23 protein-coding genes and 1 pseudogene are annotated in these 23,867 nt (G+C 61.1%); 16 read left to right on the top strand and 8 right to left on the bottom strand.

Annotated features, from left to right (window positions below; all coding sequences use genetic code 11):
• Positions 1-31 precede the first annotated feature (31 nt).
• Positions 32-1,759: an SLC13 family permease gene (locus BMX62_RS07175; protein ID WP_090206532.1), complete on the bottom strand. Its 1,728-nt coding sequence runs from the start codon at positions 1,757-1,759 to the stop codon at positions 32-34.
• A gap of 14 nt (positions 1,760-1,773) precedes the next feature.
• Between BMX62_RS07175 and BMX62_RS12830 the strand changes: the two genes are divergently transcribed.
• From BMX62_RS12830 to BMX62_RS07125, 10 genes and pseudogenes are all read left to right on the top strand, one after another.
• Positions 1,774-1,923, top strand: coding sequence for a hypothetical protein (locus BMX62_RS12830; RefSeq protein ID WP_156055380.1), 150 nt, complete (start codon positions 1,774-1,776; stop codon positions 1,921-1,923).
• A complete protein-coding gene (gene cysD / locus BMX62_RS07170) occupies positions 1,920-2,822 on the top strand; it encodes a sulfate adenylyltransferase subunit CysD (RefSeq protein ID WP_090206530.1) in 903 nt (300 codons plus the stop codon). The genes BMX62_RS12830 and cysD overlap by 4 nt, the downstream gene beginning before the upstream one ends.
• Positions 2,822-4,726, top strand: a complete 1,905-nt coding sequence (gene cysN, locus BMX62_RS07165; protein ID WP_090206527.1) for a sulfate adenylyltransferase subunit CysN — start codon at positions 2,822-2,824, stop codon at positions 4,724-4,726. Before cysD ends, cysN begins: the two co-directional genes overlap by 1 nt.
• Positions 4,727-5,102: 376 nt before the next feature.
• Positions 5,103-5,291: pseudogene (locus BMX62_RS13305) on the top strand (RNA-guided endonuclease TnpB family protein); the annotation flags it as partial.
• Between the two features lie 202 nt (positions 5,292-5,493).
• Positions 5,494-6,666, top strand: a complete 1,173-nt coding sequence (gene metK, locus BMX62_RS07150; protein ID WP_090206524.1) for a methionine adenosyltransferase — start codon at positions 5,494-5,496, stop codon at positions 6,664-6,666.
• A 115-nt stretch (positions 6,667-6,781) separates the two neighbouring features.
• Entirely contained in the window at positions 6,782-9,187 is a 2,406-nt protein-coding gene (locus BMX62_RS07145) for a tetratricopeptide repeat protein (RefSeq protein ID WP_143339687.1), read from the top strand.
• 52 nt (positions 9,188-9,239) lie between these two features.
• Positions 9,240-9,539: a J domain-containing protein gene (locus BMX62_RS07140; RefSeq protein WP_090206590.1), complete on the top strand. Its 300-nt coding sequence runs from the start codon at positions 9,240-9,242 to the stop codon at positions 9,537-9,539.
• Complete coding sequence (locus tag BMX62_RS07135; protein WP_090206519.1) at positions 9,539-10,183, top strand: nucleotide exchange factor GrpE; 645 nt, start codon at positions 9,539-9,541, stop codon at positions 10,181-10,183. Before BMX62_RS07140 ends, BMX62_RS07135 begins: the two co-directional genes overlap by 1 nt.
• The gene (locus BMX62_RS07130) at positions 10,180-11,919 is read left to right on the top strand and encodes an Hsp70 family protein (protein ID WP_090206517.1); all 1,740 of its coding nucleotides are present in this window, start codon (positions 10,180-10,182) and stop codon (positions 11,917-11,919) included. Before BMX62_RS07135 ends, BMX62_RS07130 begins: the two co-directional genes overlap by 4 nt.
• Positions 11,920-11,981: 62 nt before the next feature.
• On the top strand, positions 11,982-12,215 hold the full coding sequence (locus BMX62_RS07125) for a hypothetical protein (protein ID WP_090206514.1): 234 nt from the start codon (positions 11,982-11,984) through the stop codon (positions 12,213-12,215).
• Here BMX62_RS07125 and BMX62_RS07120 read toward each other — a convergent pair.
• The 7 genes from BMX62_RS07120 to BMX62_RS07090 all read right to left on the bottom strand — a co-directional run bounded on the left by BMX62_RS07120 (position 12,184) and on the right by BMX62_RS07090 (position 17,476).
• Positions 12,184-12,882: a sensor histidine kinase gene (locus BMX62_RS07120; RefSeq protein WP_090206511.1), complete on the bottom strand. Its 699-nt coding sequence runs from the start codon at positions 12,880-12,882 to the stop codon at positions 12,184-12,186. The two genes, BMX62_RS07125 and BMX62_RS07120, sit on opposite strands and share 32 nt — an antisense overlap.
• 31 nt (positions 12,883-12,913) lie before the next feature.
• The gene (locus BMX62_RS07115; protein ID WP_090206507.1) at positions 12,914-14,134 is read right to left on the bottom strand and encodes a response regulator; all 1,221 of its coding nucleotides are present in this window, start codon (positions 14,132-14,134) and stop codon (positions 12,914-12,916) included.
• Positions 14,135-14,201: 67 nt separating this feature from the next.
• Positions 14,202-14,387 carry a heme exporter protein CcmD gene (ccmD, locus tag BMX62_RS07110; RefSeq protein WP_090206504.1) on the bottom strand — a complete coding sequence of 62 codons (186 nt, stop codon included), beginning with the start codon at positions 14,385-14,387 and terminating at the stop codon, positions 14,202-14,204.
• Positions 14,384-15,136, bottom strand: coding sequence for a heme ABC transporter permease (locus BMX62_RS07105; protein ID WP_090206501.1), 753 nt, complete (start codon positions 15,134-15,136; stop codon positions 14,384-14,386). Before BMX62_RS07105 ends, ccmD begins: the two co-directional genes overlap by 4 nt.
• Before the next feature lie 12 nt (positions 15,137-15,148).
• Positions 15,149-15,826, bottom strand: coding sequence for a heme exporter protein CcmB (gene ccmB / locus BMX62_RS07100; RefSeq protein ID WP_202906231.1), 678 nt, complete (start codon positions 15,824-15,826; stop codon positions 15,149-15,151).
• A complete protein-coding gene (gene ccmA, locus BMX62_RS07095) occupies positions 15,823-16,479 on the bottom strand; it encodes a cytochrome c biogenesis heme-transporting ATPase CcmA (protein WP_090206498.1) in 657 nt (218 codons plus the stop codon). The genes ccmB and ccmA overlap by 4 nt, the downstream gene beginning before the upstream one ends.
• A 61-nt stretch (positions 16,480-16,540) precedes the next feature.
• The gene (locus tag BMX62_RS07090; protein ID WP_090206583.1) at positions 16,541-17,476 is read right to left on the bottom strand and encodes a chemotaxis protein; all 936 of its coding nucleotides are present in this window, start codon (positions 17,474-17,476) and stop codon (positions 16,541-16,543) included.
• Between the two features lie 360 nt (positions 17,477-17,836).
• Here BMX62_RS07090 and ccmE point away from each other — a divergent pair, with 360 nt between their 5' ends.
• From ccmE to BMX62_RS07060, 6 genes are read left to right on the top strand one after another with little or no spacing between them, the layout of a single operon-like run.
• The gene (ccmE, locus tag BMX62_RS07085; protein ID WP_090206496.1) at positions 17,837-18,292 is read left to right on the top strand and encodes a cytochrome c maturation protein CcmE; all 456 of its coding nucleotides are present in this window, start codon (positions 17,837-17,839) and stop codon (positions 18,290-18,292) included.
• A 2-nt stretch (positions 18,293-18,294) separates the two neighbouring features.
• Positions 18,295-20,316 carry a heme lyase CcmF/NrfE family subunit gene (locus BMX62_RS07080; protein ID WP_090206493.1) on the top strand — a complete coding sequence of 674 codons (2,022 nt, stop codon included), beginning with the start codon at positions 18,295-18,297 and terminating at the stop codon, positions 20,314-20,316.
• A complete protein-coding gene (locus tag BMX62_RS07075) occupies positions 20,313-20,849 on the top strand; it encodes a DsbE family thiol:disulfide interchange protein (RefSeq protein ID WP_090206490.1) in 537 nt (178 codons plus the stop codon). The genes BMX62_RS07080 and BMX62_RS07075 overlap by 4 nt, the downstream gene beginning before the upstream one ends.
• Complete coding sequence (locus BMX62_RS07070; RefSeq protein WP_090206487.1) at positions 20,846-21,325, top strand: cytochrome c-type biogenesis protein; 480 nt, start codon at positions 20,846-20,848, stop codon at positions 21,323-21,325. The genes BMX62_RS07075 and BMX62_RS07070 overlap by 4 nt, the downstream gene beginning before the upstream one ends.
• Positions 21,322-22,563 (top strand): c-type cytochrome biogenesis protein CcmI, encoded by a 1,242-nt coding sequence (ccmI, locus tag BMX62_RS07065; RefSeq protein ID WP_090206484.1) that lies wholly within the window; start codon positions 21,322-21,324, stop codon positions 22,561-22,563. The genes BMX62_RS07070 and ccmI overlap by 4 nt, the downstream gene beginning before the upstream one ends.
• 28 nt (positions 22,564-22,591) lie before the next feature.
• Complete coding sequence (locus BMX62_RS07060) at positions 22,592-23,788, top strand: Coenzyme F420 hydrogenase/dehydrogenase, beta subunit C-terminal domain (RefSeq protein ID WP_090206481.1); 1,197 nt, start codon at positions 22,592-22,594, stop codon at positions 23,786-23,788.
• Positions 23,789-23,867: the final 79 nt, after the last annotated feature.

The raw sequence follows: 23,867 nt of genomic DNA, 5'->3' as shown, positions 1-23,867 counted from the left end.
TCTCCTGATATGGGGGGCGTCTATGGTCCGGCTAAAACGGAAACACCCACGGCGTCAACAACAACACCCCCGCGGAATAGGTCAGGCTCACCGGTAGACCGGTTTTGAGGAAGTCGCTGATCCGGTAACGGCCCGGTGTATAAACCATCAGGTGGGTCTGGTAGCCGTAGGGAATCAGGAAGCAGGCGCTGGCCCCGTAGGCCACGGCCATGATGAAGGGCATGGGATCGACGCCGAAAGCCTGGGCAGTGCTCCAGGCCACGGGAAAGGCCAATGCGGCGGCGGCGTTGTTGGTGACGGTTTCGGTCAGCAGCAGGGTGAGCAGGTAGCAGCCCACAAAGGCCGCATAGACACCGTGGCCGGCGAACAGGGTCTGTATGCCTTGGGCGATCAGGGCGGCGGCTCCTGAGTGTTCCAGCCCCTGGGCGATGGCCAGGGCCGAGCCAATGATCATCCATAGCTCGAAGGGGAAGCGCCGGCGGAGTTCGACGGGGCTGAGCACCCGTCCCAGCAGCAACCCACCCAGCAGCAACAGCAGGCCGTGGAACAGGGGGAGCAGTTCCAGGGCGGCCAGGCCGATCACCGTGGCAAAGCCGCCCAGTGTCAGCAGGCTTTGGGTGCGGTTGAGTTGTGGTCGCTTGAAGCTGCCGCTGAGCAGGTGGAAGTTGCGGTCGATGTTGCGTTGCTGGCGAAAGTCGTTGCCCACTGCCAGGAGCAGGCAGTCACCCACCCGCAGCGGAATCTGACCCAGTTGGCCCTCCAGCCGTTTGCCGCCCCGGCGAATACCTGCCACGCCGGCGTTGAACATGCTGCGAAAGTCCACCGCCTGAAGCGTTCGTCCCGCCAGTTCCGACTCATGGGAGATCACCACCTCCACCAGGTTGGTGGCCAGCAGGTCGTCGGCCTGGTCACCGAACAGCTTGAGTCCGGGAAAGCGTTGCAGTGTCTGGACCTTGCTCACTTCGCCGGTGAATACCAGGGTGTCTCCTGCCTGCAGTACCTCGTCCGGCCCCACCGGGCTGATCAGTCGATGATCCCGCTCGATCTCCAGCAAGTAAAGGCCATCCAGATTGCGTAGCTGGTTCTCCTCGATGCTTTTGCCCACCATCTCTGATCCGGGTTGCAGGTCGGCGGCGAGAAAGTAGGAGAGTTTGTCTTCGGTGTCTTCCGGGCGATGGTGGGGCAGGGCGCGGGCGCACCACAGCAGCACGCCGAAGGTGATCAGTGCCACCGGTACACCCACCAGGGCGAACTGGAACATGCCCAGTTCAAAACCGCCGGTGCCCAGGGCAAAGGAGTTGACCACCAGGTTGGTGGAGGTGCCCACCAGGGTGGTGACGCCGCCCAGGATTGAGGCGTAGGACAATGGGATCAGCAGCCTGGAGGGGGCGATGCGTTGCTGACGGGAAATGGCGCCCAGAAAGGCCGCCACCACCGCGGTATTGTTGAGGAATGCCGAAAGCAACGCGCTGGCCCCCATCAATCTGGCAGTGGCGGTGGATTCACGCCCGTGCAGCAGTCGTTGCGAGAGCCAGTCCAGCAGTGGGCTGCGTTCCAGAGCCAGTGACACCAGCAACAGCAACAGCAACGTGACCAGGGCCGGGTTGGTGTATTGCTGCAGCAAGGTGGGGGTGTCCACCACCCCCAGCAGCAGGTAGGCGCCCGCCAGGGTGACGAAGGCCACAGCGGGACGCACCCGCCCCGAGATCAATGCTGCCAGAAGACCGGCAATGGAAAATAATACCACCCAGGCGGTCATGGTGATGGGGGTCCTTGGGTATCATTGAACGCCTGGTTGATCAGGCGTCGGGCAAACCGGTCGCCCTGGTATTCCATGGTGCTTGTTTCCAGTTCAGTTCCGGGGTTCACCGCTGGCTGGATGCACATCCTGATTTTCATTTGCTCAACAGGCCGATGCCATGACGTCACTCACCCATTTACAGACACTGGAAGCCGAGAGTATCCAGATCATGCGCGAGGTGGTCGCCGAGACGGAGCATCCGGTGATGCTCTATTCGGTGGGCAAGGATAGCGCAGTGATGCTGCATCTGGCGCGCAAGGCGTTTTCTCCGGCCCCACCGCCATTTCCGTTGCTGCATGTGGACACCCGCTGGAAATTCCGCGCCATGTATGAATTCCGCGACAAGATGGCCCGGGAGATGGGCATGGATCTGTTGGTGCATATCAACCCGGACGGGGTGGAGAAGGACATCAATCCTTTTACCCACGGCTCCGCCATCCACACCGATGTGATGAAAACCGAAGGTCTCAAGCAGGCGTTGGACCAGTACGGTTTCGATGCCGCTTTTGGTGGGGCACGGCGGGACGAGGAGAAGTCCCGCGCCAAGGAGCGGGTCTTTTCCTTCCGCACCGCCCAGCATCGCTGGGACCCCAAGAACCAGCGCCCGGAGTTGTGGCGTCTTTACAATGCCCGCAAGCACAAGGGAGAGTCCATCCGCGTCTTTCCGCTTTCCAACTGGACCGAACTGGATATCTGGCAGTACATCTACTTGCAGAACATCCCGATTGTGCCCCTCTACTATGCCGCCGAGCGCCCGGTGGTGGAGCGGGACGGCACCCTGATCATGGTGGATGATGAACGCATGCCGTTGGCGCCCGGTGAGGTGCCCATGATGCGCAAGGTCCGGTTCCGCACCCTGGGCTGCTACCCGCTCACCGGCGCCATTGAGTCCGAGGCCGATACCTTGCCGGCCATCATCCAGGAAATGCTCCTGACCCGGACTTCCGAACGCCAGGGACGGGTCATCGACCATGACAGTGCCGCATCCATGGAAAAGAAAAAGCAGGAGGGGTATTTCTGATGGCCCATGCATCCGACATGATCGCCGACGATATCGAAGCCTACTTGAAGGCTCACGAGCGCAAGGGTTTATTGCGCTTCATCACCTGCGGCAGTGTGGACGACGGCAAGAGCACCCTGATCGGGCGTCTGCTGTTTGAGTCCAAACTGCTGTTTGAGGATCAATTGGCCGCCATTGAGGCGGATTCCAGAAAGTATGGTACCCAGGGCAATGCGGTGGATTTTGCACTGCTGGTTGATGGCCTGGCCGCCGAGCGGGAGCAGGGCATCACCATTGATGTGGCCTACCGTTTTTTCTCTACCGACAAGCGTAAGTTCATCGTCGCCGACACCCCGGGGCATGAGCAGTACACCCGTAATATGGTGACCGGCGCGTCCACCGCGGATGCCGCCATTTTGATGGTGGATGCCCGCCACGGCATCCTGACCCAGACCCGACGCCACAGTTTTTTGATGTCGCTGATCGGCATCCGCCATGTCGTGGTGGCCATCAACAAGATGGATCTGGTGGAGTATTCGAAGGCGCGCTTTGAGGAGATTGCCGAGCACTATCGTGAGTTTGCCGGGCAACTGGGCCTGGAGGACATCACCTTTATTCCCATGTCGGCCCTCAAGGGCGACAACGTGATCGAGCATGGGGGCCACATGCCCTGGTATCACGGCCCGACCCTGATGGGCTATCTGGAGTCCGTGGAAGTGGACGAGGCCCGTCTGCAGCGTTTACCGTTTCGCATGCCGGTGCAGTGGGTCAACCGTCCCCATCTGGACTTTCGTGGGTTTGCCGGGATGATTGCCGCCGGTACCGTGAGGCCGGGGGATGCCATTCGTGTCCAGCCCTCTGGTAAAACCAGCCGGGTCCGGCGGATTTATACCCACGATGGCGATCTGGAGCAGGCCATTGCCGGGCAGTCGGTAACGGTATTGCTGGAAGACGAGATCGATATTTCCCGTGGTGATGTGATGTCCGCTGTGGATCAACCCGCCCAAATCGCCGATCAGTTCGAGGCCACGCTGGTGTGGATGCATGATCAACCCTTGTTGCCGGGGCGGCCTTACCTGATGAAACTGGGCACCCAGACGGTTTCGGCCACGGTTTCAAACATCAAGTACCAGGTCAACGTCAACACCCTGGAGCATACCGCAGCCAGGCAGCTTGATCTGAACGGCATTGGCGTCTGCACCCTGAGTCTGGGCAAGCCGGTGGCTTTTGATGCCTATCGTGACAGCCCGGATACGGGCGGTTTCATCCTGATTGATCGGATGAGCCACAACACCGTGGGGGCAGGGATGTTGCATTTTGCCCTGCGCCGCAGCCAGAACATCCATATGCAGCATGTCGATATCGACAAGCAGGCCCGGGCGCTGGCCAAGGGTCAGAAGCCTGTGGTGCTATGGTTCACCGGTCTTTCCGGGGCCGGCAAATCCACCATCTCCAATCTGGTGGAGAAGAAGCTCCATGCCGCAGGTCAGCACACCTATCTGCTGGATGGCGATAATGTGCGTCATGGTCTCAATCGTGATCTGGGCTTTACGGACGCTGATCGTGTGGAGAATATCCGGCGGGTGGCGGAAGTAGCCAGGTTGATGGTGGATGCCGGATTGATCGTACTGACGGCGTTCATTTCGCCCTTTCGCAGCGAACGCCGGATGGCCCGTGAACTGATGCAAGAGGGGGAATTCATCGAGATCTTTGTGGATACCCCGCTGGATGTGGCGGAAGCCCGTGATCCGAAGGGGCTCTACAAGAAAGCCCGGCGTGGTGTGCTGAAGAACTTCACCGGTATCGATTCTGCCTATGAAGCGCCGGAAAATCCCGAGCTTCGTCTTGATACCACCCGCCTGAGCCAGGAAGAGGCAGCTGATGCGGTAATCGAGTTGCTGCGGGAACGACAGCTGATTGCCTGATCGGGCTGGAAAGGAACCCCATAGGCGGTCCATTCAGGTAAAATCCTGCCCGGATCAATGTCTGTAAAGCGCCGATTTTGGAGCTAGACTCTAGTCTTGTAAAAAATGCGCGATAGTGTACTCTTGACTTATGGAGAACACCCTGAGTACAGGCAAGGCGGCGAAGCGGCTGGGTGTTTCGGTCAAGACCCTCGTCGTCTTTACACTGAGGCCCAATTGCGGGAGTTCATCGGATGGCGGCATGCACCTGAGGGTCCAACGAGACTGGTGGCCTATTGCCGGGTCTCCTCAAAGGCGCAGAAGCCAGACTTGGCTAATCAGCGCCGGGTGCTGGAAGAGTTTGTTGTGGCGAGGGGTTTGGCGAACGTTGAGTTCAATGGCGAGCAAGTCCTTCGGCAAGAATATTAACCGTCGGCTGGCAAGCTGGACGAAAGGTGTTATTGCCGAAGCGCTTGACAGCGTTTCAAGCCGTAGAGGTTCTACGGTCGTTCTGGTCAATCCGGCCTACACATCGCAAATGGATTCCCGAACCGGTTGCCTGGATGGCAAGCGCAGAGGGGATCAATCAATATCCAGCCCCGAGAGGGCGTGGTTCAGGGCATTTCACACCGCCATGGCCGCTGGCTGCAACAAGCCGATGGCTATGGCATGGCTGTACCTTTCAACCCAAACTGATACAGGAGGACGCGACCGGGCCGCGTGATCGTGCCGTGCACGATGCGCTATCCCTCCCCGCCCTGAAGGCCGGGGTTTTTCGCGCAAAATTAATGAAAGATTCCCATCTGTTCACTTCCGAGTCCGTGTCCGAGGGTCACCCGGACAAGATGGCCGACCAGATTTCCGATGCCATCGTAGATGCCATTCTGGCCCAGGACCCCCACGCCCGTATCGCCTGTGAAACCCTGGTGAAGACCGGCATGGTGGTGCTGGCTGGCGAGATCACCACACCGGCTCAGGTCGATTACGAGAACCTGGTGCGTGATGTGGTCAATGATATCGGCTACGACAACTGCGATACCGGTTTTGATGGACATACCTGTGCCGTCATCAATGCCCTGGGCAAACAGTCTCCCGACATCGCTCAAGGTGTGGACCGGGATGTGAGCAACCGGCTGGAACAGGGCGCCGGCGACCAGGGCTTGATGTTTGGCTACGCCAGTAACGAAACCGCCGCGCTGATGCCTGCCCCCATTCATTACGCCCACGAACTGGTGCGCCGTCAGGCCCATGTCCGCAAGTCCGGCGAACTGGCCTGGCTGCGTCCCGATGCCAAGAGCCAGGTGACTTTCCGCTACGAGGGCGGCAGACTGGTGGGAGTCGATGCGGTGGTGCTGTCCACCCAGCATGCCCCGGAAATCGAGCAAAAGGCTTTACGGGAAGCGGTGATGGATTGCATCATCAAGCCCGTACTGCCCGCCGAATGGCTGGCCACCTGCCGGGATGAAAATATTCACATCAATCCCACCGGCAAGTTTGTCATTGGCGGCCCCGTGGGAGATTGCGGCCTGACCGGGCGCAAGATTATCGTTGATACCTACGGCGGCATGGCCCGTCACGGAGGGGGCGCCTTCTCCGGCAAGGACCCCTCCAAGGTGGATCGTTCTGCCGCCTATGCGGGTCGCTATGTGGCCAAGAATATCGTCGCCGCAGGTCTGGCAGAGCGCTGCGAGATTCAGGTGTCCTATGCCATCGGCGTGGCCCGCCCCACTTCCATCAGCGTGGATACCTTTGGTACGGGCAGGATTTCCAATCAGCAGATTGTCGATCTGGTGCGCGAGCATTTCGATCTGCGCCCCTGGGGTATTATCAGCATGCTGGATCTGCTGCGCCCCCTTTACCGGCAGACAGCGGCCTACGGTCATTTTGGTCGTGACGACATCGATCTGCCCTGGGAACGCACCGACAAGGCAGATGCCCTCAAGGCTGCTGCCAATCTTTGATTGCGCAGGTCGGTCAGTGGCGTGCCTGAAATGACAGGCACGCCACCGGCGTCAGCCGGGCTGTTTGGCCATCACCCAGGTGGTATTCCGGCGCTCCTGAATAACGGATGACATTGTGGCCCGTAAACGTAACAAAAAACCGTCTTCCCCCAACAAAGTGGCATCCAGCCTGTCGGCAGATGCAATCCAGTCCCTGGGCTATGAAGCGTTGGCCGAGGGCAAGTATCGGGATGCCATTAATCACTTCAAAACCCTGGCCAAGATTGAACCGGAAGCCTGCTGGCAACAGGGATTGCTGGAGGCTTATGAAGGCCGTGCCCAGGTGCTGGAAGCCAAGGGAATGCTCAAGGAAGCCCTGGCGATCCGCGAGAATCGCCGGCGGTTTGAATCGTCACCTGATCCCCGCTATATCGCCCTGCTGCTGCGTCTGGGGCGCATCCCTGATGCCCTGACGGCCTATACTGCCCTGAGCCAGACCGGCGATACCCGGTCCCTGGCCCAGGTCCGCAGTCTGATTGCTGCCATTGACCTGAGTCGTGATACCCCCATAGAGGGGTTGCCCGCTGATGATCCGGTATATGTGGATGGTGTCCATGCCCGCCATGCCCTTGCTGCCTGGTGCCGGGGGGATGATGAACAGGTTGCCCAGCACCTCAAGGCGATTCCTTTTCGCTCCCCATACCGGGATCTGACCCTGATTCTCAAAGCGATGCTGTGTCTGCCCCAGGATTGCGGGAAAACCTCCGCCCTGCTGGACAAGATTGCTGCAGATTCTGCGTTTGCCCCCCTGGCCGATGCCGCCCGGCTGGTGCTGCTGCCAGAGGCGGACTTTATCGCCGCCCTGCCCAATGCCGGGGAACAGAGCGCCCGTTTTGCCATGAACCTGCGGGGATGGTCGCCGGAGCGGCAGTCCTTATGGCGCGAACTGATCCGGCGTGGTCCAGAGCCTGGCCCTGCTCATCTCATGGATGTGATTGAAAAGCACCGTCAGATGTTGGGCGACACGTGGGCAAATCAAAAGCTCATACGTTTGATTCATGCCCAATGGCCCGCAAAGGTCACACCCGCCATTCTCAAAGCATTGCCTTCTTATGAAAGCTTCATTCTAAAAGCCTGGACAACGCCTCGTTTTGATTTCCATGATCAAGAGGACGCCCTTTGCGCCTGGGAAAACCTGATCAATGTCATCACGTCCGGCAAAAAGCCCAAGCCGGGTACCCCGGATGCATTGCGTGTTGCGCTGATTCACCGTCACCTGTTCGAGACCCTGGATCTAAGCGATAGTGATTTCAGGAAAGCAATAGAAGTCCTGTTGCAGAAAAACCTGGAACTGGTGCCCGATGAGATCGAGGAGCATTCCTTTTTGATCCAGTATTACCAGGAAAAGAAGGACATCAAGGTGGCCCGCCGGATCGTGGAACAGGGACTGGCCCGCTGGCCGGAAAACGTCACCATGCTCAACGCCGCCCTGGACATTGCCATTGCCACCAAGGCGTACAAGAAGGCAGCCACCCTGGCGCGACGTATCCTCGAACGTGATCCGATTAATCGCCACGCGGCCCAGAGCCTGTTTGATGCCCATCTGGCCCATGCAACCAAGCAGGTCAAAAAGAATCGGCCCGACCTGGCTTTTAAGGAGATGGAGACCGCCATCGAATGGGCGCGCACCAGTCAGGACAAGGACCGGGCGATGCTCATGAGGGCATTGTTACAGGTATTGAACGAGACCCCAGGGGCCATTGAGGAGGTCAGGGTGCGTGCCCATCGCCTGGGACAGACCCCCCTGGCATCGGCCCTGGCGGTGGTCCTGCAAGGTAGTCGCCTGGGTCTGAAGACCCAACATACCCTCTCCCTGGTCGGAATGGACATCGAGCGGGTACCGGACCCGGACGACCTGATGCGTTGTCGTGATCTGTTGCAGGACAACATGCAGCGCATCAGCGCACAATCCCTGCAGATGACCGACATCCTGCAGCCGTTCCATAAGCCCCTGATCAAGGCCATCCAGGGGCCATTGCCTTATCAGGATTATGAGTGCTGGTGTGAACTGCTCTCCAGGACCAAGGACGCGGTCCTTTACTTGATGGTGGCCAGAATCGCCGTTGATCACTATCCTGACAAACCCTTGTTTGTGTTTCACGAATACAGGGCACGGCAGATCCAGACCGAAATACATAGAGCGCACTTCTGGCTTGACGATGATGATGTGGAACGGCTGGAAACTGCCCATTCACTGGCCCGGTCCCAGGGGGATATCCGTACTGCCCAGCGCCTGAGTGACATCCTGGATGCATTGTACGGCTTTGATTCCAGTGCATCACTTCTCCCTGACGATATTGAAGACACTGTGGATTTAATGATTCAAGTCTTCTATGACCATGCGCCCCTGAATATCCTTCGACAGATGCAGGATGTGGAAAAACGCCATGGATACCCCGGACTGGTGAATTGGGTCATCAATTATATGGCCCATAACCCACCTCCCTCCTGGATACCACCGCTGGACCAGCTTGATTCTTGATTACATCATCAGCCCCATAAAAAGCCCACTTTATCCTGCGGACCTGATCGTGATGCGTGATCCTTTCCTGTTGTTGAATGTGTCTCCTCAAGCGGATGACAACACCATTCACCACGCCTATCTCCATGCAGTCAAGGCCTGTCCGCCAGAACGGGATCCGGTGGGGTTTGATGCAGTACGCCAAGCCTATGAACGCATTCGCAGCCAACGGCAGCGATTGGCCTATGAGCTGTTTGATACCACCCCGCCCGGCATTCAGGATATTCTGGATCAGGCCTGTCCGGTGAACGAGGGTGGAACCCGACGCCCCGATCTGGCCTTGTGTCAGGCCCTGCTCAGGGGAGAGCGCTGATGGGTGATCCTGACAAGGCGCAGCTTCTGGAGCAGTTTCGTGCCTATCTGGATACTGCCCCGGACACCTTGCCGGACCCGGAGGCGCCCGATCTGTTCACCCTGTTGTCGGAAATGGCTGCACTCAAGACCGAGGTGCGTCTTGAATCCCGCCAGTTCCGCACTGCTCTGGATCAGTTTGGCGAGGTGTTTGAAACCCTGCGCCAGAGCAACCAGCGACTGCAGGAGGCTCTGGCGCGACAGCGGGAACAGGCGGCTACCGAACGCCAGGACGCGGAAACCCCCTTGTTGCTGGAATTGCTGGACCTGCGGGACCGGTTGCAGGCTGGCCATGCCAGGGCGGATCATTACAGCCCCGGCTGGTTGGCCCGGCGCAGTGGCGCTGGCCGGTTTGTGAGCGGCATGGCAGAAGGCATGGCCATGAATCTGGCCCATCTGGATGACATGCTGGCTCGCCGGGAGGTGCGCCCCGTGACCACATTGGGACAGCCCTTTGATCCCCACACCATGCAAGCGGTAGGCACCAGCCACGTCCCGGACCAGCCTTCTGGCATCGTTACCCGTGAAGTGCGCCCCGGCTTTACCCGTCAGGGTCGGGTGTTGCGTACCTCCGAAGTCATTGTCAATAAGCGAGAGATTTCATGACCCATCCTATTATCGGTATTGATCTGGGCACCACCAATTCGGAGGTTGCCGTGATCCGGAACGGAACACTGGAGCATATTCCGGTGGATGGTGCCCTGTTGATGCCCTCGGTGGTGGGACTGGATGACGATGGCAATCTGCTGGTGGGTCAGGCTGCGCGTAATCAATACGCCCTGCACCCGGAACGCACCATCCGTTCCGTCAAGCGCCGCATGGGGGAGGACATCAAGATCACCCTGGGATGGCGACAGTACACTCCCCAGGAAATTTCTGCCCTGATCCTGGGACGACTCAAGCAGGCTGCAGAAGACCATCTGGGGCAGGCGGTACATCAGGCGGTGATTACTGTCCCTGCGTATTTTTCCGATGCCCAGCGGCAGGCAACCCGGGATGCCGGTACCCTGGCGGGTCTGGATGTGGTGCGCATCATCAATGAACCCACCGCTGCTGCCCTTGCCCGTGAGTCCGGCGGTGACCAGCGCAAGACGGTGCTGGTCTATGACCTGGGAGGCGGCACCTTCGATGTTTCCGTGGTGCGACTGGAAAAGGACGTGGTGGAAGTGTTGTCCAGCCATGGGAACAATCATCTGGGCGGAGATGATTTTGACAATCTCATCCTTGAACAACTGATGAACTGGCTAAGAACAGAAAAAGGGGTGGACCCCAGTCTGGACGCCCATGCCATGGCCCGGCTGGTGCGGGCGGCGGAAACCGCCAAGGTGCGCCTCTCCGATGCCCCCCATGCCCAGGTGCGGGAAGAATATCTGCTCGAAGATGATGACGGCCCCGTTCATCTGGACCTGGAACTGGAGCGGCAAGACTATGAGGCCATGATCGAGCCTCTGGTGGCCGAGACCTTGTCGGCGGTACATACCGCCCTGGAGGGAGCGCAACTGACGGTCTCGGATCTGGATGAAGTCTTTTTGGTGGGTGGGGCCACCCGCACCCCCCTGATTCAACGTCATCTGGAAGACATGCTGGGTTTGCAGCCACGGGCCGAGATGGACCCGGAATTATGTGTGGCCATAGGTGCCGCCACCCAGGCCGCCATGATTGCCGGGGAAAAGGTCAACAGTCTGCTGCTGGACGTCACCCCCTATACCTTTGGCACCAGCGCCATTGATACATTGAACGGGGAGATTTATCCCCATGTTTTCTTCCCTCTGATTCGTAAAAATACCCCGATTCCGGTCACCAAGAGCGAAGTCTTCTACACCACCCATGACTATCAGGAAATCGTCGAGGTGAATGTCTATCAAGGGGAAGACCGGGATGCCCTGAACAACACCCAGATTGGTGTCTATCGCATCGAGGGACTCAGTCGGGTGCCGTCAGGCAATGCCATTGTCACCACGTTTTCCCTGGACCTCAACGGCATCCTGCATGTGTCCTCCGTGGAGAAGCGCACCGGCAAGGAAGTCCGTATCACCATCGACAATGCCACCCAGCGTTTCGAGCAGGACGAAATGGAAGCCGCCCGCTCTCGATTGCAGGCCCTGACTGCTGAAGATGCCAATGGCACGGGGACCCATGACGGACAACAGCGTCGTCATGTAGAGGCCAAGGCGCTGATCGAGAAAGCCGAGCGGTTGTTGGGCAAGGCCGGGGCCGAGGACCGGGAAGACCTGGTGGATGCCATGGAGACCCTGCGGGATGCCCTGACCAGTGAAGATGCCGCCGCCCTGGAAGCGGCCATGGCCACCCTGTCCGATCTGATTTTTTATCTGGAGTCGTGATGGAGCGTTGCCCTAACTGCCGTGCCAGGGTTGAGGGCACAGACCCTTGCCGACGCTGTGGCATGGCCCTGACCCTGTTGGTGGCCACCCAACAGACGGCCCGGAATCTGACAGGGCAGGCTTTAGAGCAACTGGCCCAGGATCGCCCCCAGGCGGCCCGAAGATTGCTCACCCAGGCGGTTGCCCTGCACCGGACGCCCCTTAATGTCCGGCTGCTGGACTGGGTGACGGCAATGTGTCCGTTGGCGCAAACCGACGCGGTGGTCAAAGGGGCAAGGGCGGCAGACGCAGGGTGAAGCAGCCGCCGCCCAGTTCTCCACCATTGGACAGTTCCACAAAGCCGCTCCCCCCATCATCACCGGCATGCAGGTCGGCCACCAGGGCGCAGAAATAAAGTCCAAGCCCGGTGCGGCCCTGCTGGGGGTCCAGCCGGGCACCTTCCCGCAGCGCCTGTCGTCCCAGCATGGCCTTGGGGAAACCAGGGCCATCATCGTCCACCCTGATCACCAGCCAGTGACCGTCCATCCGGGCCGACATGTGGATGCGCTGGCGGGTGTAACGCACCGTGTTGTTGACCACATTTTCCAGCAGACTGTTCACCAGGTAGCGGTCCAGGGTCCAGACCAGATCGGGATCGCACTCCACGATACATTCCACCCGGCGATAATCCATCAACGCCTTGTTGTTGAGCCAGTAGGATTCCAGCAGATCGTGGACACTCACCGGCATGAACTGGGGTTGATAAATGCCTTTGACACTGCGATACAGGGCCAGCAACTGGATGAGCGTGTCATTCACCCGCCGGACTTCGTAGCGCAACAGGGCCAGGCGCTCTGAATCCACGCAGGGTCGCTGTTGCTCTGCTTCCAGCAGGTCATCCAGGGAACCCAACAGCAGATTGAGAGAGTTTTTCATGTCATGGATGCTGATGGCCAGCACCGTACTGAAATCGAGCTTGCTCAAATCTGCTCCTAAAAACCGGGTGGGTGATGGGTCAGGTCGGCAGGTTTTGACGCAGGAGTTCGGCTCGGGTCACTTCATTAAGGCGCAGCAGCACTGCAATCAAACCCTGATGTACCTGTATCGGCGGCAAAGCGCGAAGCATGATGCCATCCAGTGCATCCAGTGCGGCTTCCTTGTCATCCGGGTCGTGGACCGCCAGATGCAGCCGGCCCAGAATCGACCACCACCGCAGGGCCGGGTCGTCACTCAGGGACCGACGCATATCATCGAGTATCTTGGCTGCTCTGGCCAATTCCCCCAGTTCCAGGGTGCAAAATATCAGATTCAAAAAATCCTCACCCCGGATTTCTTCCAGGGGCCGGGCCAGTTCGATGGCCTGGCGCCAGGCCCCGCGGCCTGTCTCCCATTCCTCCAGGGCCATGGCCAACCGGCCCAGCCGCCGCTGACGGGAGAGGGATCGCCAGGAACGGGCCACCGCCTGCTCCACCACATCCAGGGCATCCTGCAGGCGCCCCTGTTGTTCCAGGACTGACGCCAGATGATCATGGGCCGCCATGAAAAAGGGAGTCACCACCATCGCTTCCCGGAACCAGGTCTCTGCCGCTGACAGATCCTGATGGTGCAGGGCCACCTGGCCCAGGATGGTCAAGGCCCAGGCCGGAGGCCGTTCCCTGATGACCATCTCGCAGACCTGTCGGGCCAGCGCCAGGTCGCCGGTTTCCAATGCCAGTTCTGCCTTCAGGCGCAGGATATCCGCCGATTCTCCACGCCCGGTTGCCAGCATCATGTCCAGCAGGTGCAGGGCTTGTGAAGTATCCCCCTGCCTGAGGGCCTGGGCCACGGGCACCATGGGTTCCCGCCGTCGCAGCGCCCGTACCAGCCTGGCCCGTAGCAGTTCCTTGCTGATGGGCTTGGCCAGATAGGCATCCGGCCCGCTTTCCAGGGCGCCCATCACCATTTCTGCCGAGTTTTCCGCCGTGACCATGATGAACACGGTGGCCACATCGATCCAGCCCTCCCGGCGGGCCAGATCCAGGATATGCTGGCCGTGCAGGCCTTCTCCCAGATTGTAATCGCACAAAATCACGTCATAGCGGCGTCTTTGCAGCCGCTCCAAAGCTTCATTGGCCGTACTTGCCAGATCAGGCTGACGCGCAAAGCCCAGAGACTCCAGCATCTGGGCGAGTTGCACCCGCATGTTCTGAAAGTCGTCAACGATCAATACAGTCTTGCGGTCCAGAGCAATGTGCATAGGCTATCCAAAGCAAGACCTCGGTCTTGAGCCGGCAGGTTTGGGTCACTCCAACATGGGGGATGGTTCAGGTGTCTTGGGTGCTGTCTCCACGGTCTTCCTGTCCTAAACGGGCCAGCCGTTGCAGGCGCAGGCTCAGGGTCTTGCGGCGCCGGCGCAATAAGGCCAGTTCTGCCACCATGACCACCAGGGCCACCCCGTAGGACCCCCAGATATAGGGGGCATGTCCCCCCATGGCAAGAAACTCGATCACGGTTTTTCTGCTCCCATGCGTTCCACTACCCAGGCGGACCGTCGCTCACGTTCCATCAGTTCCAGCCGTGCCCGCCACAGCACCACTGCAATGGCATACATCCAGCAGGCAAAGGTCATCACCATCAAGGCGGCAAACATCACAGTCTCCATGGCCGGTGCACTGGTCACCGTGATGGATGCCCCTTGGTGCAAGGTGTTCCACCAGACCACGGAAAAATAGATGATCGGCACGTTCACCACCCCCGCCAAAGCCAGAATGGCACTGGCGTCAGATGCCCGCTGACGGTCCTCGATGGCCGCATGCAGAGCAATATAGCCCAGATAAAGAAACAGCAGGATCAACTGGGAGGTCAACCGGGCATCCCAAACCCAGTAGGTTCCCCAGGTGGGCTTGCCCCACAGGGCGCCGGTCCACAGGCACAAAAAGGCAAACAGTGCCCCGGTGGGGGCAATGGCCTTGGCCATCGCCTCGGCGGTCTTGATACGCCAGATCAGACCGATGGCTGCGTACACCGCCATCAGCACATAAAGAAACATGGACATCCAGGCCGTGGGCACATGGATGAACATGATACGGTAGCTGTTGCCCTGCTGGTAATCCGGCGGCGCCAGAATGAAACCGATATACAGCCCGATCACCGCCAGGAGGGCAGCCAGTGCCGCAAACCAGGGGGCCAATCGACCGGACAGGTCATAAAAATTGGGGGGCGAGGCAAACTTGAACCATTGCACGCGCTGTTCGGCCACGTCGTTTCTCCATCAGTCCAGCATGATTCGCAGCGCCGCAGCAATGGCCCAGGGCGCCAGCAACAGGGTCACAATCAGCAGTGAAGCCAGTAATGACAGGTGAGCCTGGGCACTGGACCCGTACATCACTGCATCCAGCGCCCCGGCGCCCAGTACCAAGGCAGGCACATACAGGGGCAGGATCAGCAGGGAAATCAGCACGCCGCCCCCCCGCAAACCCAAAGTCAGGGCCGCGCCGATGGCACCCACCAGACTGAGAATCGGGGTGCCCAGCAACAATGCCCCCATCAGGGTGAGGATTTCCGTGCCATTGAGTCCCAATTGCATGCCCAGCAGGGGGGATGCCAGCACCAGGGGCAAGCCGGTCACCAGCCAATGGGCCAGAATCTTGCTCACCACCAGCAGGCTCAGGGGCTGGGGCGCCAGCAGGATCTGCTCCAGTGAGCCATCACGAAAATCATCAGCAAACAACCGCTCCAGAGAGAGCATGGTGGCCAGCAGGGCCGATACCCACAACACACCGGGAGCCATGCTCCGCAACAACTGCGGGTCCGGGCCAACGCCAAGGGGAAACAAAGACACCACCACCACAAAGAATCCCAGCACCACCAGGGCATCCTGGCGCCGGCGCAGGGCCAGGATCAGGTCACGCCGGAGCAGGGTCATCACTGCAGTGAGCAGGCCGGTCATGGCGCTTTCCCCAGAGTCAGGGTGTGCTGCCGACCTGTGATGGGCACCGCCTGATGGGTGGTCAGGACGATCATGCCATTGGCAGCCAGATGGGCTTCCAGGGCCGAGCGCAGCACGTCGATGATCTGTACGTCCAGGGCAGCAAAGGGCTCATCGAGAACCCACAGGGGCCGGCGCACCAGCAACAGACGGGCCAGGGCCACCCGGCGTTTTTGTCCCTGGGAGAGACATTTCACCGGCAGATCTTCGTGACCAACCAGTCCCATACGGCCCAGGGCTGCCCTGATGGCCTCCTGTTCCGGCCTGCTCCCCTGCAATGCCGAATGGATATGCAGATTTTCCTCAGCGGACAATTCATCCTTGAGGGCATTGGCATGTCCCAGATAGGCCAGGTGAGCCGTGGGGCCATCTTCCCGCTGATGCAGCGGGACCCCATCCCAGCAGATGCGACCTTCCAGGGGGCGGGACAGTCCACACAGCATCCGCAGCAGACTGGTTTTGCCGGCGCCGTTACGACCGGCCACCTGCAGGAGCGACCCGGATTCCAGGGTCAGATCCAGCCGCCGGATCAGCAGCCGCTCGCCCCGTTCGGCAACGAGACCTTCGACCTCCAGCCGGTGGGCCGGAAAAACGGCATGGGCGGTATGACACATCAATTGGGATGGCCCCGGATGGCTCGAAAACCGGTGATGGTACACCCAGGCCGGTACACTGTCAGCCTTCCACCGGTGCGGCGCCAATCTGTTCCAGGCGCTCACGCACCGCCTGGGCCAGATCATCGGGGTGATACTTCTGGATGAACTTGTTGGCCCCCGTGCGCCGCACCATATCCACATTGAAGACGCCGCTGATGGAGGAATGCAGCAGGATATAAAGCCCCCGTAGCCGGGGATCCTGGCGGATGCTGGTGGTGAGCTGATAGCCGTCCATTTCCGGCATCTCGATATCAGAAACGACCATGGTGAAATGGCGGGCCACGTCCACACCCTCGGCCTGCAGACGCAGGATCAGGTCCATGGCATGTTTGCCGTCGGTGACCAGGGTACACTGGACACCCAGCTGTTCCAGGGAGGCCCGGATCTGGTTGCGGGCCACACTGGAATCGTCCACCACCAGAATCTTGCATTCCTGGGCCCGTACCGTTTCGGTCAGGTCGCGGGAGACTTCGGTACTGGCATGAACCACCTGATCCAGCACCTTCTCCACGTCCAGGATTTCGACGATTTGCTCGTTGACCAGGGTGACAGCAGTGACGTAGGCATTGCGGCCGGTGCTGCGGGGCGGGGGCTGCACCCTGTCCCACTGGGTATTGATGATCCGCTCCACCCGCCGGATCAAAAAGCCATGTACGGAACGGTTGTACTCGGTAATGATGATATTGCCCTTTTCCGGTTCCCTCAGTGCCGGTCCGCCGATGGCCAGGGACAGGTCCATGATGGGCATGGTGATGCCCCGCAAGGTGGCGATGCCCTTCACCAGCGAATGGGCACCCGCCAGCCGGGACAGGGGCTGATAGGGAATGACCTCCTGCACCTTGAACACGTTGATGCCGTAAAGTTGCTGCCCTTCCAGTTGAAACAGCAGCAATTCAAGGCGGGTACCCGCCACCCGATTGGATTCCAGGGACGAACCCCATTGATGATCCGCCATGAGCAGACTCCCGATGAACTGAGCTTGCCCCATGTTAAGCTAATCCGCCTTGCAATGGATGCTGAATGACCATCCACGGGTCAGGAAATCATGGCCTGCGATCCGTCTTGACCACGGACCCGCTCTGCTTGACTCACATCAAGAGTCCTCCCGAAGGCCAGAACCGGAACCCCGATTCGCTGTCTTGGTGGAGATTGCCTGGAAAGATCACCATGCCGGCAACCTGGGTCTGGTTGCGGCTCCACCTGAATCGGTGCTATCAATGGCCCGCGGCCAGGCAAGCCGGTGACTCCCAGGCCACACCCGCCGCCCAGGTACCGGCTCTCATCGCAAGATCCCTCAGCAGGCAGGAGTGTGTGAATGACACCTCGACAGAAAAGACGGATGGCCGGCGTGGCGCTGGTGGTCCTGGCGGTATCCGGGGCCACTGCCCTGGCCCTGAGCGCGTTTCGGGAAAATCTCATGTATTTCTATGGCCCCAGCCAGTTGGTGGAAGGCGAGGCCCCCGGTGAACGCATCATCCGTCTGGGGGGCCTGGTGGAAGATGGCTCCATCCGTCACGCCGAGGAAGGTCTGACGGTCTTCTTCCGCGTCACCGACACCCGGCACAGCATCCCGGTGGAATATGTGGGCCTGCTGCCGGATCTGTTCCGGGAAGGACAAGGGGTGGTCACCCACGGTCGCATGGGACCCGACGGCGTATTCCGCGCCGAACGGGTGCTGGCCCGCCATGATGAAAACTATATGGCACCGGAAGTGGCCGCGGCCCTCAAGGCGGCAGGTTACGAAGCCCATCCCGGCCAGAAGGCGTACTGAGCGTGATACCCGAAATTGGCCAGCTGGCCCTCATCCTTGCCCTGCTCATGGCCCTGGTCCAGGGCATCATCCCCCTGGTGGGCGCCCACTGGAACCACCGGACCTGGATGGCCACCGCCCACACGGCGGTGGCGGGACAGTTCCTGTTCCTGGCCATCGCCTATCTGGCGCTGACCTACGCCTTCATCACCCATGATTTCTCCGTGGCCTATGTGGCCAACCATTCCAATTCCGCCCTGCCCCTGGTGTACCGCATCTCCGGCGTCTGGGGCGGCCATGAAGGCTCCCTGGTCCTGTGGGCGCTGATGCTGGCGGGCTGGTCCCTGGCGGTGTCCCTGTTCAGCAAGGGGCTTCCGGCGGTGCTGGCGGCCCGCACCGTGGCGGTGATGGGTCTGGTGAGCGTGGGTATCCTCTCCTTCACCCTGTTCACCTCCAATCCCTTCGAGGCCATCTTCCCGGTGCCAGCGGACGGACGGGATCTCAATCCCCTGTTGCAGGATCCCGGCCTGGTACTGCACCCCCCCATGCTCTACATGGGCTATGTGGGCCTGGCGGTCCCCTTTGCCATCGCGGTGGCCGCCCTCATCGGCGGTCGTCTGGATGCCGCCTGGGCACGCTGGACCCGACCCTGGGCCACCGCGGCCTGGGCCTTCCTGGGCGCCGGCATCGCCCTGGGCAGCTGGTGGGCCTATTACACCCTGGGCTGGGGCGGCTGGTGGTTCTGGGACCCGGTGGAAAACGCCTCCCTGATGCCCTGGCTGGCGGCCACCGCCCTGATCCACTCCCTGGCGGTGACGGAAAAGCGCGGCGCTTTTCGCAGTTGGACCGTATTGATGGCCATTTTGGCCTTCTCCCTGAGCCTGCTGGGCACCTTCCTGGTCCGCTCCGGAGTGCTGGTATCGGTCCATGCCTTTGCCACCGACCCCACCCGGGGTGTCTACATCCTGATGTTGCTGCTGGCGGTGACGGGGATCTCCTTCGCCCTCTACGCCTGGCGCGCCCCCACGGTACGCAGCCACGCGGAGTTTGATCCGGTGTCCCGGGAAGGCGCCCTGCTGGCCAATAATGTCATCCTCATGGTGGCCCTGGCCGCAGTACTGCTGGGCACCCTCTATCCCCTGCTGCTGGATACCCTGGGCATGGGCAAGATTTCCGTGGGTCCGCCCTACTTCAATGCGGTCTTTGCGCCCCTCATGCTGCCGCTGATATTCCTGGTGGGGCTGGGGCCGCTGCTGCGCTGGAAGCATGTCTACCCCCTGGAGGTGACACGGCGTCTGTGGCATACCCTGCTGGCGGCCCTGGCCGCCGGGGTGGTGTTCCCCCTGGCCATGCAGGGCAGCATCACCCTGATGGTGGTGCTGGGCACGGCCCTGGGCTTCTGGATTATTTTCACCGTTGCCCGTGACCTGTACGGTCGCGCCACCCAGCGGGGCGGCAACCCGCTCACCGCCCTGGGTAAAACCTCCGCCGGCTACTACGGCATGACCATCAGCCATGTGGGCTTTGCGATCCTGGTCATCGGCATCACCCTGCTGATGGCCTTCGAGCAGGAACAGGACGTGCGCCTGGGCTACGGCCAGAGTCACACCCTGGCCGGCTACACCTATGAATTGCGGGAAACCTACGGCGTGCGTGGCCCCAACTACGAGGCCATCGAAGCCCGTATCGTGGTGACCCGGGACGGTGAGTTCGTCACCGAGCTCTTCCCCCAACGCCGGGTCTATCGGGTGCAGACCCAGCCCATGGCCCAGGCCGCCTATCAGACCCGCTTCACCCGGGACATCTTTGTCGCCTTGGGGGAGCCTCTGCCGGGAGAGACCTGGTCCCTGCGTCTTTATCACAATCCGTTTCAGGTCTGGCTGTGGATCGGCGCCACCCTCATTGTCCTGGGGGGCCTGATGGCCGCGGCGGACCGTCGCTACCGGGTGTTTGCCCGCCGCACCCGGGAAAAATCCACCGACGCCCCGGACAAGGCAAGCACCGCTGACCTGCCTGAATCTGCCGATCGGAGTGCTACCCCATGAAGCGTTTGCGCTACCTGCTGCCTCTTGCCCTGGTTGTGGTACTGGGCGTATTCATGATGGTGGGCCTGACCCTGGACCCCCGGCGGGTGCCCTCGCCCCTGGTGGGCCAACCTGCCCCCCAGTTCCAGTTGCCCGATCTGGAAGACCCGGCGCGCATGGTGGGCACCGACGACTTTGCTGGCGAGGTGGTGCTGCTCAATATCTGGGCCAGCTGGTGCGTCTCCTGCCGCCAGGAACATCCGGTGCTGCTGGCCCTGGCCGAGCAGGGTGTGCCCATCTACGGCCTCAACTACAAGGATGACCGCCGCGACGGGCTGGCCTTTCTGGGCAGCATGAACAACCCCTATGTCTGGAACGCCCACGACCTGGAAGGCCGGGTGGGCATCAACTGGGGGGTTTACGGCACGCCGGAGACCTTTATCATCGACCGCAGGGGCTATATCCGTTACAAGCACGTGGGGCCACTGAGCGGGCGGGATGCCCAGTACAACATTCTGCCCCTGGTGGAACAATTGCGGGGTGAATCGCTGTGAAATCCCTGACATCCCTGCTCACCCTGGTGATCCTGGGACTGTCCCTGGCCGGCCCGACCCTGGCCGGCGGGGTCGATCCCACCGACTTCGACGACCCGGTACTGGAGCAACGCTATCGGGCCATGCTCCACGAACTGCGCTGCACCGTCTGCCAGAACCAGTCCCTGGCGGACTCCGACGCCGGACTGGCCCGGGATCTGCGCCGGGAACTGCGGGATCAGCTCCGGGCCGGCGCCACCGATGAACAGATCATCGACTACATGGTGGCTCGCTACGGCCAGTTCGTGCTCTACCGCCCTCCCCTGTCCGCCGCTACCTTCCTGCTCTGGACCGGGCCGTTCATCCTGCTGCTGATCGGCCTGGTGGCCCTGTACCTCACCGCTCGCAAGAGCCGTCAGCGGGATGAGCAGCCCATGGCCGATGCTGATGCCCGGGAGCGTGCCCGACGCCTGCTGAATGAAGGAAATGATTCATGAGTATTGGATTCTGGATCGGTGCCGTCCTGCTATGTGCCCTGGCGGTTCTGATCATTCTCTGGCCCTTCATCCGTCATCGTCGGCAGGCCGATGTGGCCTTTCGTGGCCTCAATCTCACCATTTACCGGGAGCGCATGGCGGAGCTGGATCAGGAACTGGCAGGGGGTCTGCTGACCCGCGAGCAGTACGAAGCGGCCCGGGCGGAACTGGAAGATAATCTCATCACCGACGTGGAACAGCCCGATGATACCCCGGCCTCTCCCGCGCCCGCCCCGCGCCAGGGCCTGATCCTGCTGGGCATCACTGCGGTACTGGTCCCCATGCTGGCCCTGCTGATCCATGTCCATATGGACACCACCCCCCGCATGTCCCCCACCCAGACCCTGGCGCTTGGCCAAAATGATCTGGATGTGGAACGGATGATCGTGCAACTGCGGCAGCAACTGGAGACCGACCCGGACAATACGGAAAACTGGCTGTTTCTGGGCCGCGCCCACGGCTTCATCGAGCAGTTCGAGGAGGCCGCCGCAGCATTCGGAGAGGCTCACCGCCGATTGGGGGATCAGCCGGACCTGAACGTGGACTATGCCGATGCCCTGATGATGGTGGCCGGCGGGCGGATGACGCCACGGGCCAGCGAATTGCTGGACCGTGCCCTGGCCCTGGACCCGGATCATCAAAACGCCCTGTGGCTGGGGGCCATTGGAGATTTTCAGCAGGGCAATTACCCCCGTGCCGCCACACGCCTGGAACACCTGTTGGCGCAGTTGCCCGAAGACACGGACATTGCCCGCTCCGTGGCCGATGCCCTGGGTGATGTCCGGGCCATGATCGGCACCGAGATCAATGGATCTGTCACCCCAGGCGAGGAACCTGCCGCCCCCCTGGCCATCCAGGTGGAGGTGATGCTGGATGCGGCCCTGGCAGAGCGCCTGACCGACGAGGCGTTCCTGGTGGTGTTTGCCCGTCCTGTCCAGGGTTCCCGCATGCCCCTGGCGGTCAAACGCCTCCAGGTGGAATCCTTCCCCCTGACCCTGCGCCTGGAAGATGAGGGGGGCATGGTGGCTGGCATGTCACTGGCCGATGTCCAGCAGGTGCAGGTGGTGGCCCGCCTCAGCCGCACCGGCATGGCCCAGGCCGTCAGCGGTGACATGGAAGGGGTCAGCGAGCCGATCACCGTCACCGCCGACGCCCCCGCGCCGAAGGTCCGGCTGACCATTGATCGCCTCCTGCCTTGATTCAATAAAAACTCAGAGATCCAGTGCCGTGACCGAAGCCGCCGCCATTCCCCACCGCGACCTGTGTACCGACTGCGGCCTCTCCCGCACCGCCGATCCCCGGCGCTGCGGCCGGGCCTGCCAGTTCATCCACCCCCGATATGACCGGCTGGAGACCCAGGTCCATGGCCGGGCACGGAACCCGGACCAGGAAGACGAACTGTTCTTCGGCCCCTATCGCCGGATGCTGCAAGCGGCCATGAACACCCCGCGAGATGGCGCCCAGTGGACCGGCATTACCACCCGTATCGGCGAACGGCTGCTGGAGACCGGTCAGGTGGATGCGGTGCTCACCATGACCGCCGACCCCCAGGACCGCTGGCGTCCTCAACCGATACTGGTCACCCGCGCCGAGGACATGGCCCAATGCCGGGGCATGCGCATGGGCTACGCCCCCCTGCTGGCCCATCTGGAACCAGCCCTGGCCCAGGGCCATCGGCGTCTGGCGGTGATCGGCCTGCCCTGTCAGGTCTATGCCCTGCGGGCCATCGAACCCGAACTGGACCTGGATGCCCTTTACGTTATCGGTACCCCCTGCTCCGACAACACCACCACCGAACATTTCCATGAATTCCTGGCCCTGCTGGCGGACCGGCCGGAGACGGTGACCTACCTGGAATTTCGTGCCGATTACCATGTGGAACTGAGGTTCGAAGATGGCCGGGTACAGACCATCCCCTTCCTCAAGCTCCCCATCTCCAGGCTGCCCCGGGATTTCTTTCCTCTCACCTGCCAAACCTGTGTGGACTACACCAATGTGCTGGCGGACATCACCGTGGGTTACATGGCGGGACGGGGAGAACAATGGCTGGTGGTGCGCAACGACAAGGGAGAGGCCCTGCTGGATCTCCTGGGTGATGAAGTGCGCACCGCGCCCTGCACCAGTGCCGGCAAGCGGCAAGGGCCGGTGAAGGGATTCATGAAGAATACCGAGCGGGCGGCGGGCGGCCTGCCCCTGCGCGGCATGCCCGACTGGGCACGCCCCCTGGCGGCCTTTCTCATGCCCCGTATCGGACCCCGGGGTCTGGAATTTGCCCGGGCGCGGGTGGAGATGAAGGCGGTGGAGACGGTGCTGCACCTGCGCCGGGCTCAGCCCGGACGGATGAAACACATGATCCCGGACCATGTGTGGCAACTGGTGAAACCCTACGCACTGGAACCCCGGCCTGGAGAGCGGGACGGTTAGTTGCCTGCTTGGAGCACGCCTTCTCCAATCCCCTATAATGGGTGGCCCAATGCCTGCAACCACGCAGCATGCCACCCAG

Origin of the sequence: Ectothiorhodospira magna (genome assembly GCF_900110965.1) — a bacterium.
GTDB classification, from domain to species: Bacteria; Pseudomonadota; Gammaproteobacteria; order Ectothiorhodospirales; family Ectothiorhodospiraceae; genus Ectothiorhodospira; species Ectothiorhodospira magna.
This window is presented reverse-complemented; position numbering and strand designations above follow the sequence as displayed.

Bases quoted from the DNA above. Each gene is read 5' to 3' on its own strand.
- BMX62_RS07175 (WP_090206532.1), bottom strand. From the start codon at position 1,759: ATGACCGCCTGGGTGGTATTATTTTCCATTGCCGGTCTTCTGGCAGCA.
- cysD (WP_090206530.1), top strand. From the start codon at position 1,920: ATGACGTCACTCACCCATTTACAGACACTGGAAGCCGAGAGTATCCAG.
- cysN (WP_090206527.1), top strand. From the start codon at position 2,822: ATGGCCCATGCATCCGACATGATCGCCGACGATATCGAAGCCTACTTG.
- metK (WP_090206524.1), top strand. From the start codon at position 5,494: ATGAAAGATTCCCATCTGTTCACTTCCGAGTCCGTGTCCGAGGGTCAC.
- BMX62_RS07140 (WP_090206590.1), top strand. From the start codon at position 9,240: ATGCGTGATCCTTTCCTGTTGTTGAATGTGTCTCCTCAAGCGGATGAC.
- BMX62_RS07135 (WP_090206519.1), top strand. From the start codon at position 9,539: ATGGGTGATCCTGACAAGGCGCAGCTTCTGGAGCAGTTTCGTGCCTAT.
- BMX62_RS07130 (WP_090206517.1), top strand. From the start codon at position 10,180: ATGACCCATCCTATTATCGGTATTGATCTGGGCACCACCAATTCGGAG.
- BMX62_RS07125 (WP_090206514.1), top strand. From the start codon at position 11,982: ATGGCCCTGACCCTGTTGGTGGCCACCCAACAGACGGCCCGGAATCTG.
- BMX62_RS07115 (WP_090206507.1), bottom strand. From the start codon at position 14,134: ATGCACATTGCTCTGGACCGCAAGACTGTATTGATCGTTGACGACTTT.
- ccmB (WP_202906231.1), bottom strand. From the start codon at position 15,826: ATGACCGGCCTGCTCACTGCAGTGATGACCCTGCTCCGGCGTGACCTG.
- ccmA (WP_090206498.1), bottom strand. From the start codon at position 16,479: ATGTGTCATACCGCCCATGCCGTTTTTCCGGCCCACCGGCTGGAGGTC.
- BMX62_RS07090 (WP_090206583.1), bottom strand. From the start codon at position 17,476: ATGGCGGATCATCAATGGGGTTCGTCCCTGGAATCCAATCGGGTGGCG.
- ccmE (WP_090206496.1), top strand. From the start codon at position 17,837: ATGACACCTCGACAGAAAAGACGGATGGCCGGCGTGGCGCTGGTGGTC.
- BMX62_RS07075 (WP_090206490.1), top strand. From the start codon at position 20,313: ATGAAGCGTTTGCGCTACCTGCTGCCTCTTGCCCTGGTTGTGGTACTG.
- ccmI (WP_090206484.1), top strand. From the start codon at position 21,322: ATGAGTATTGGATTCTGGATCGGTGCCGTCCTGCTATGTGCCCTGGCG.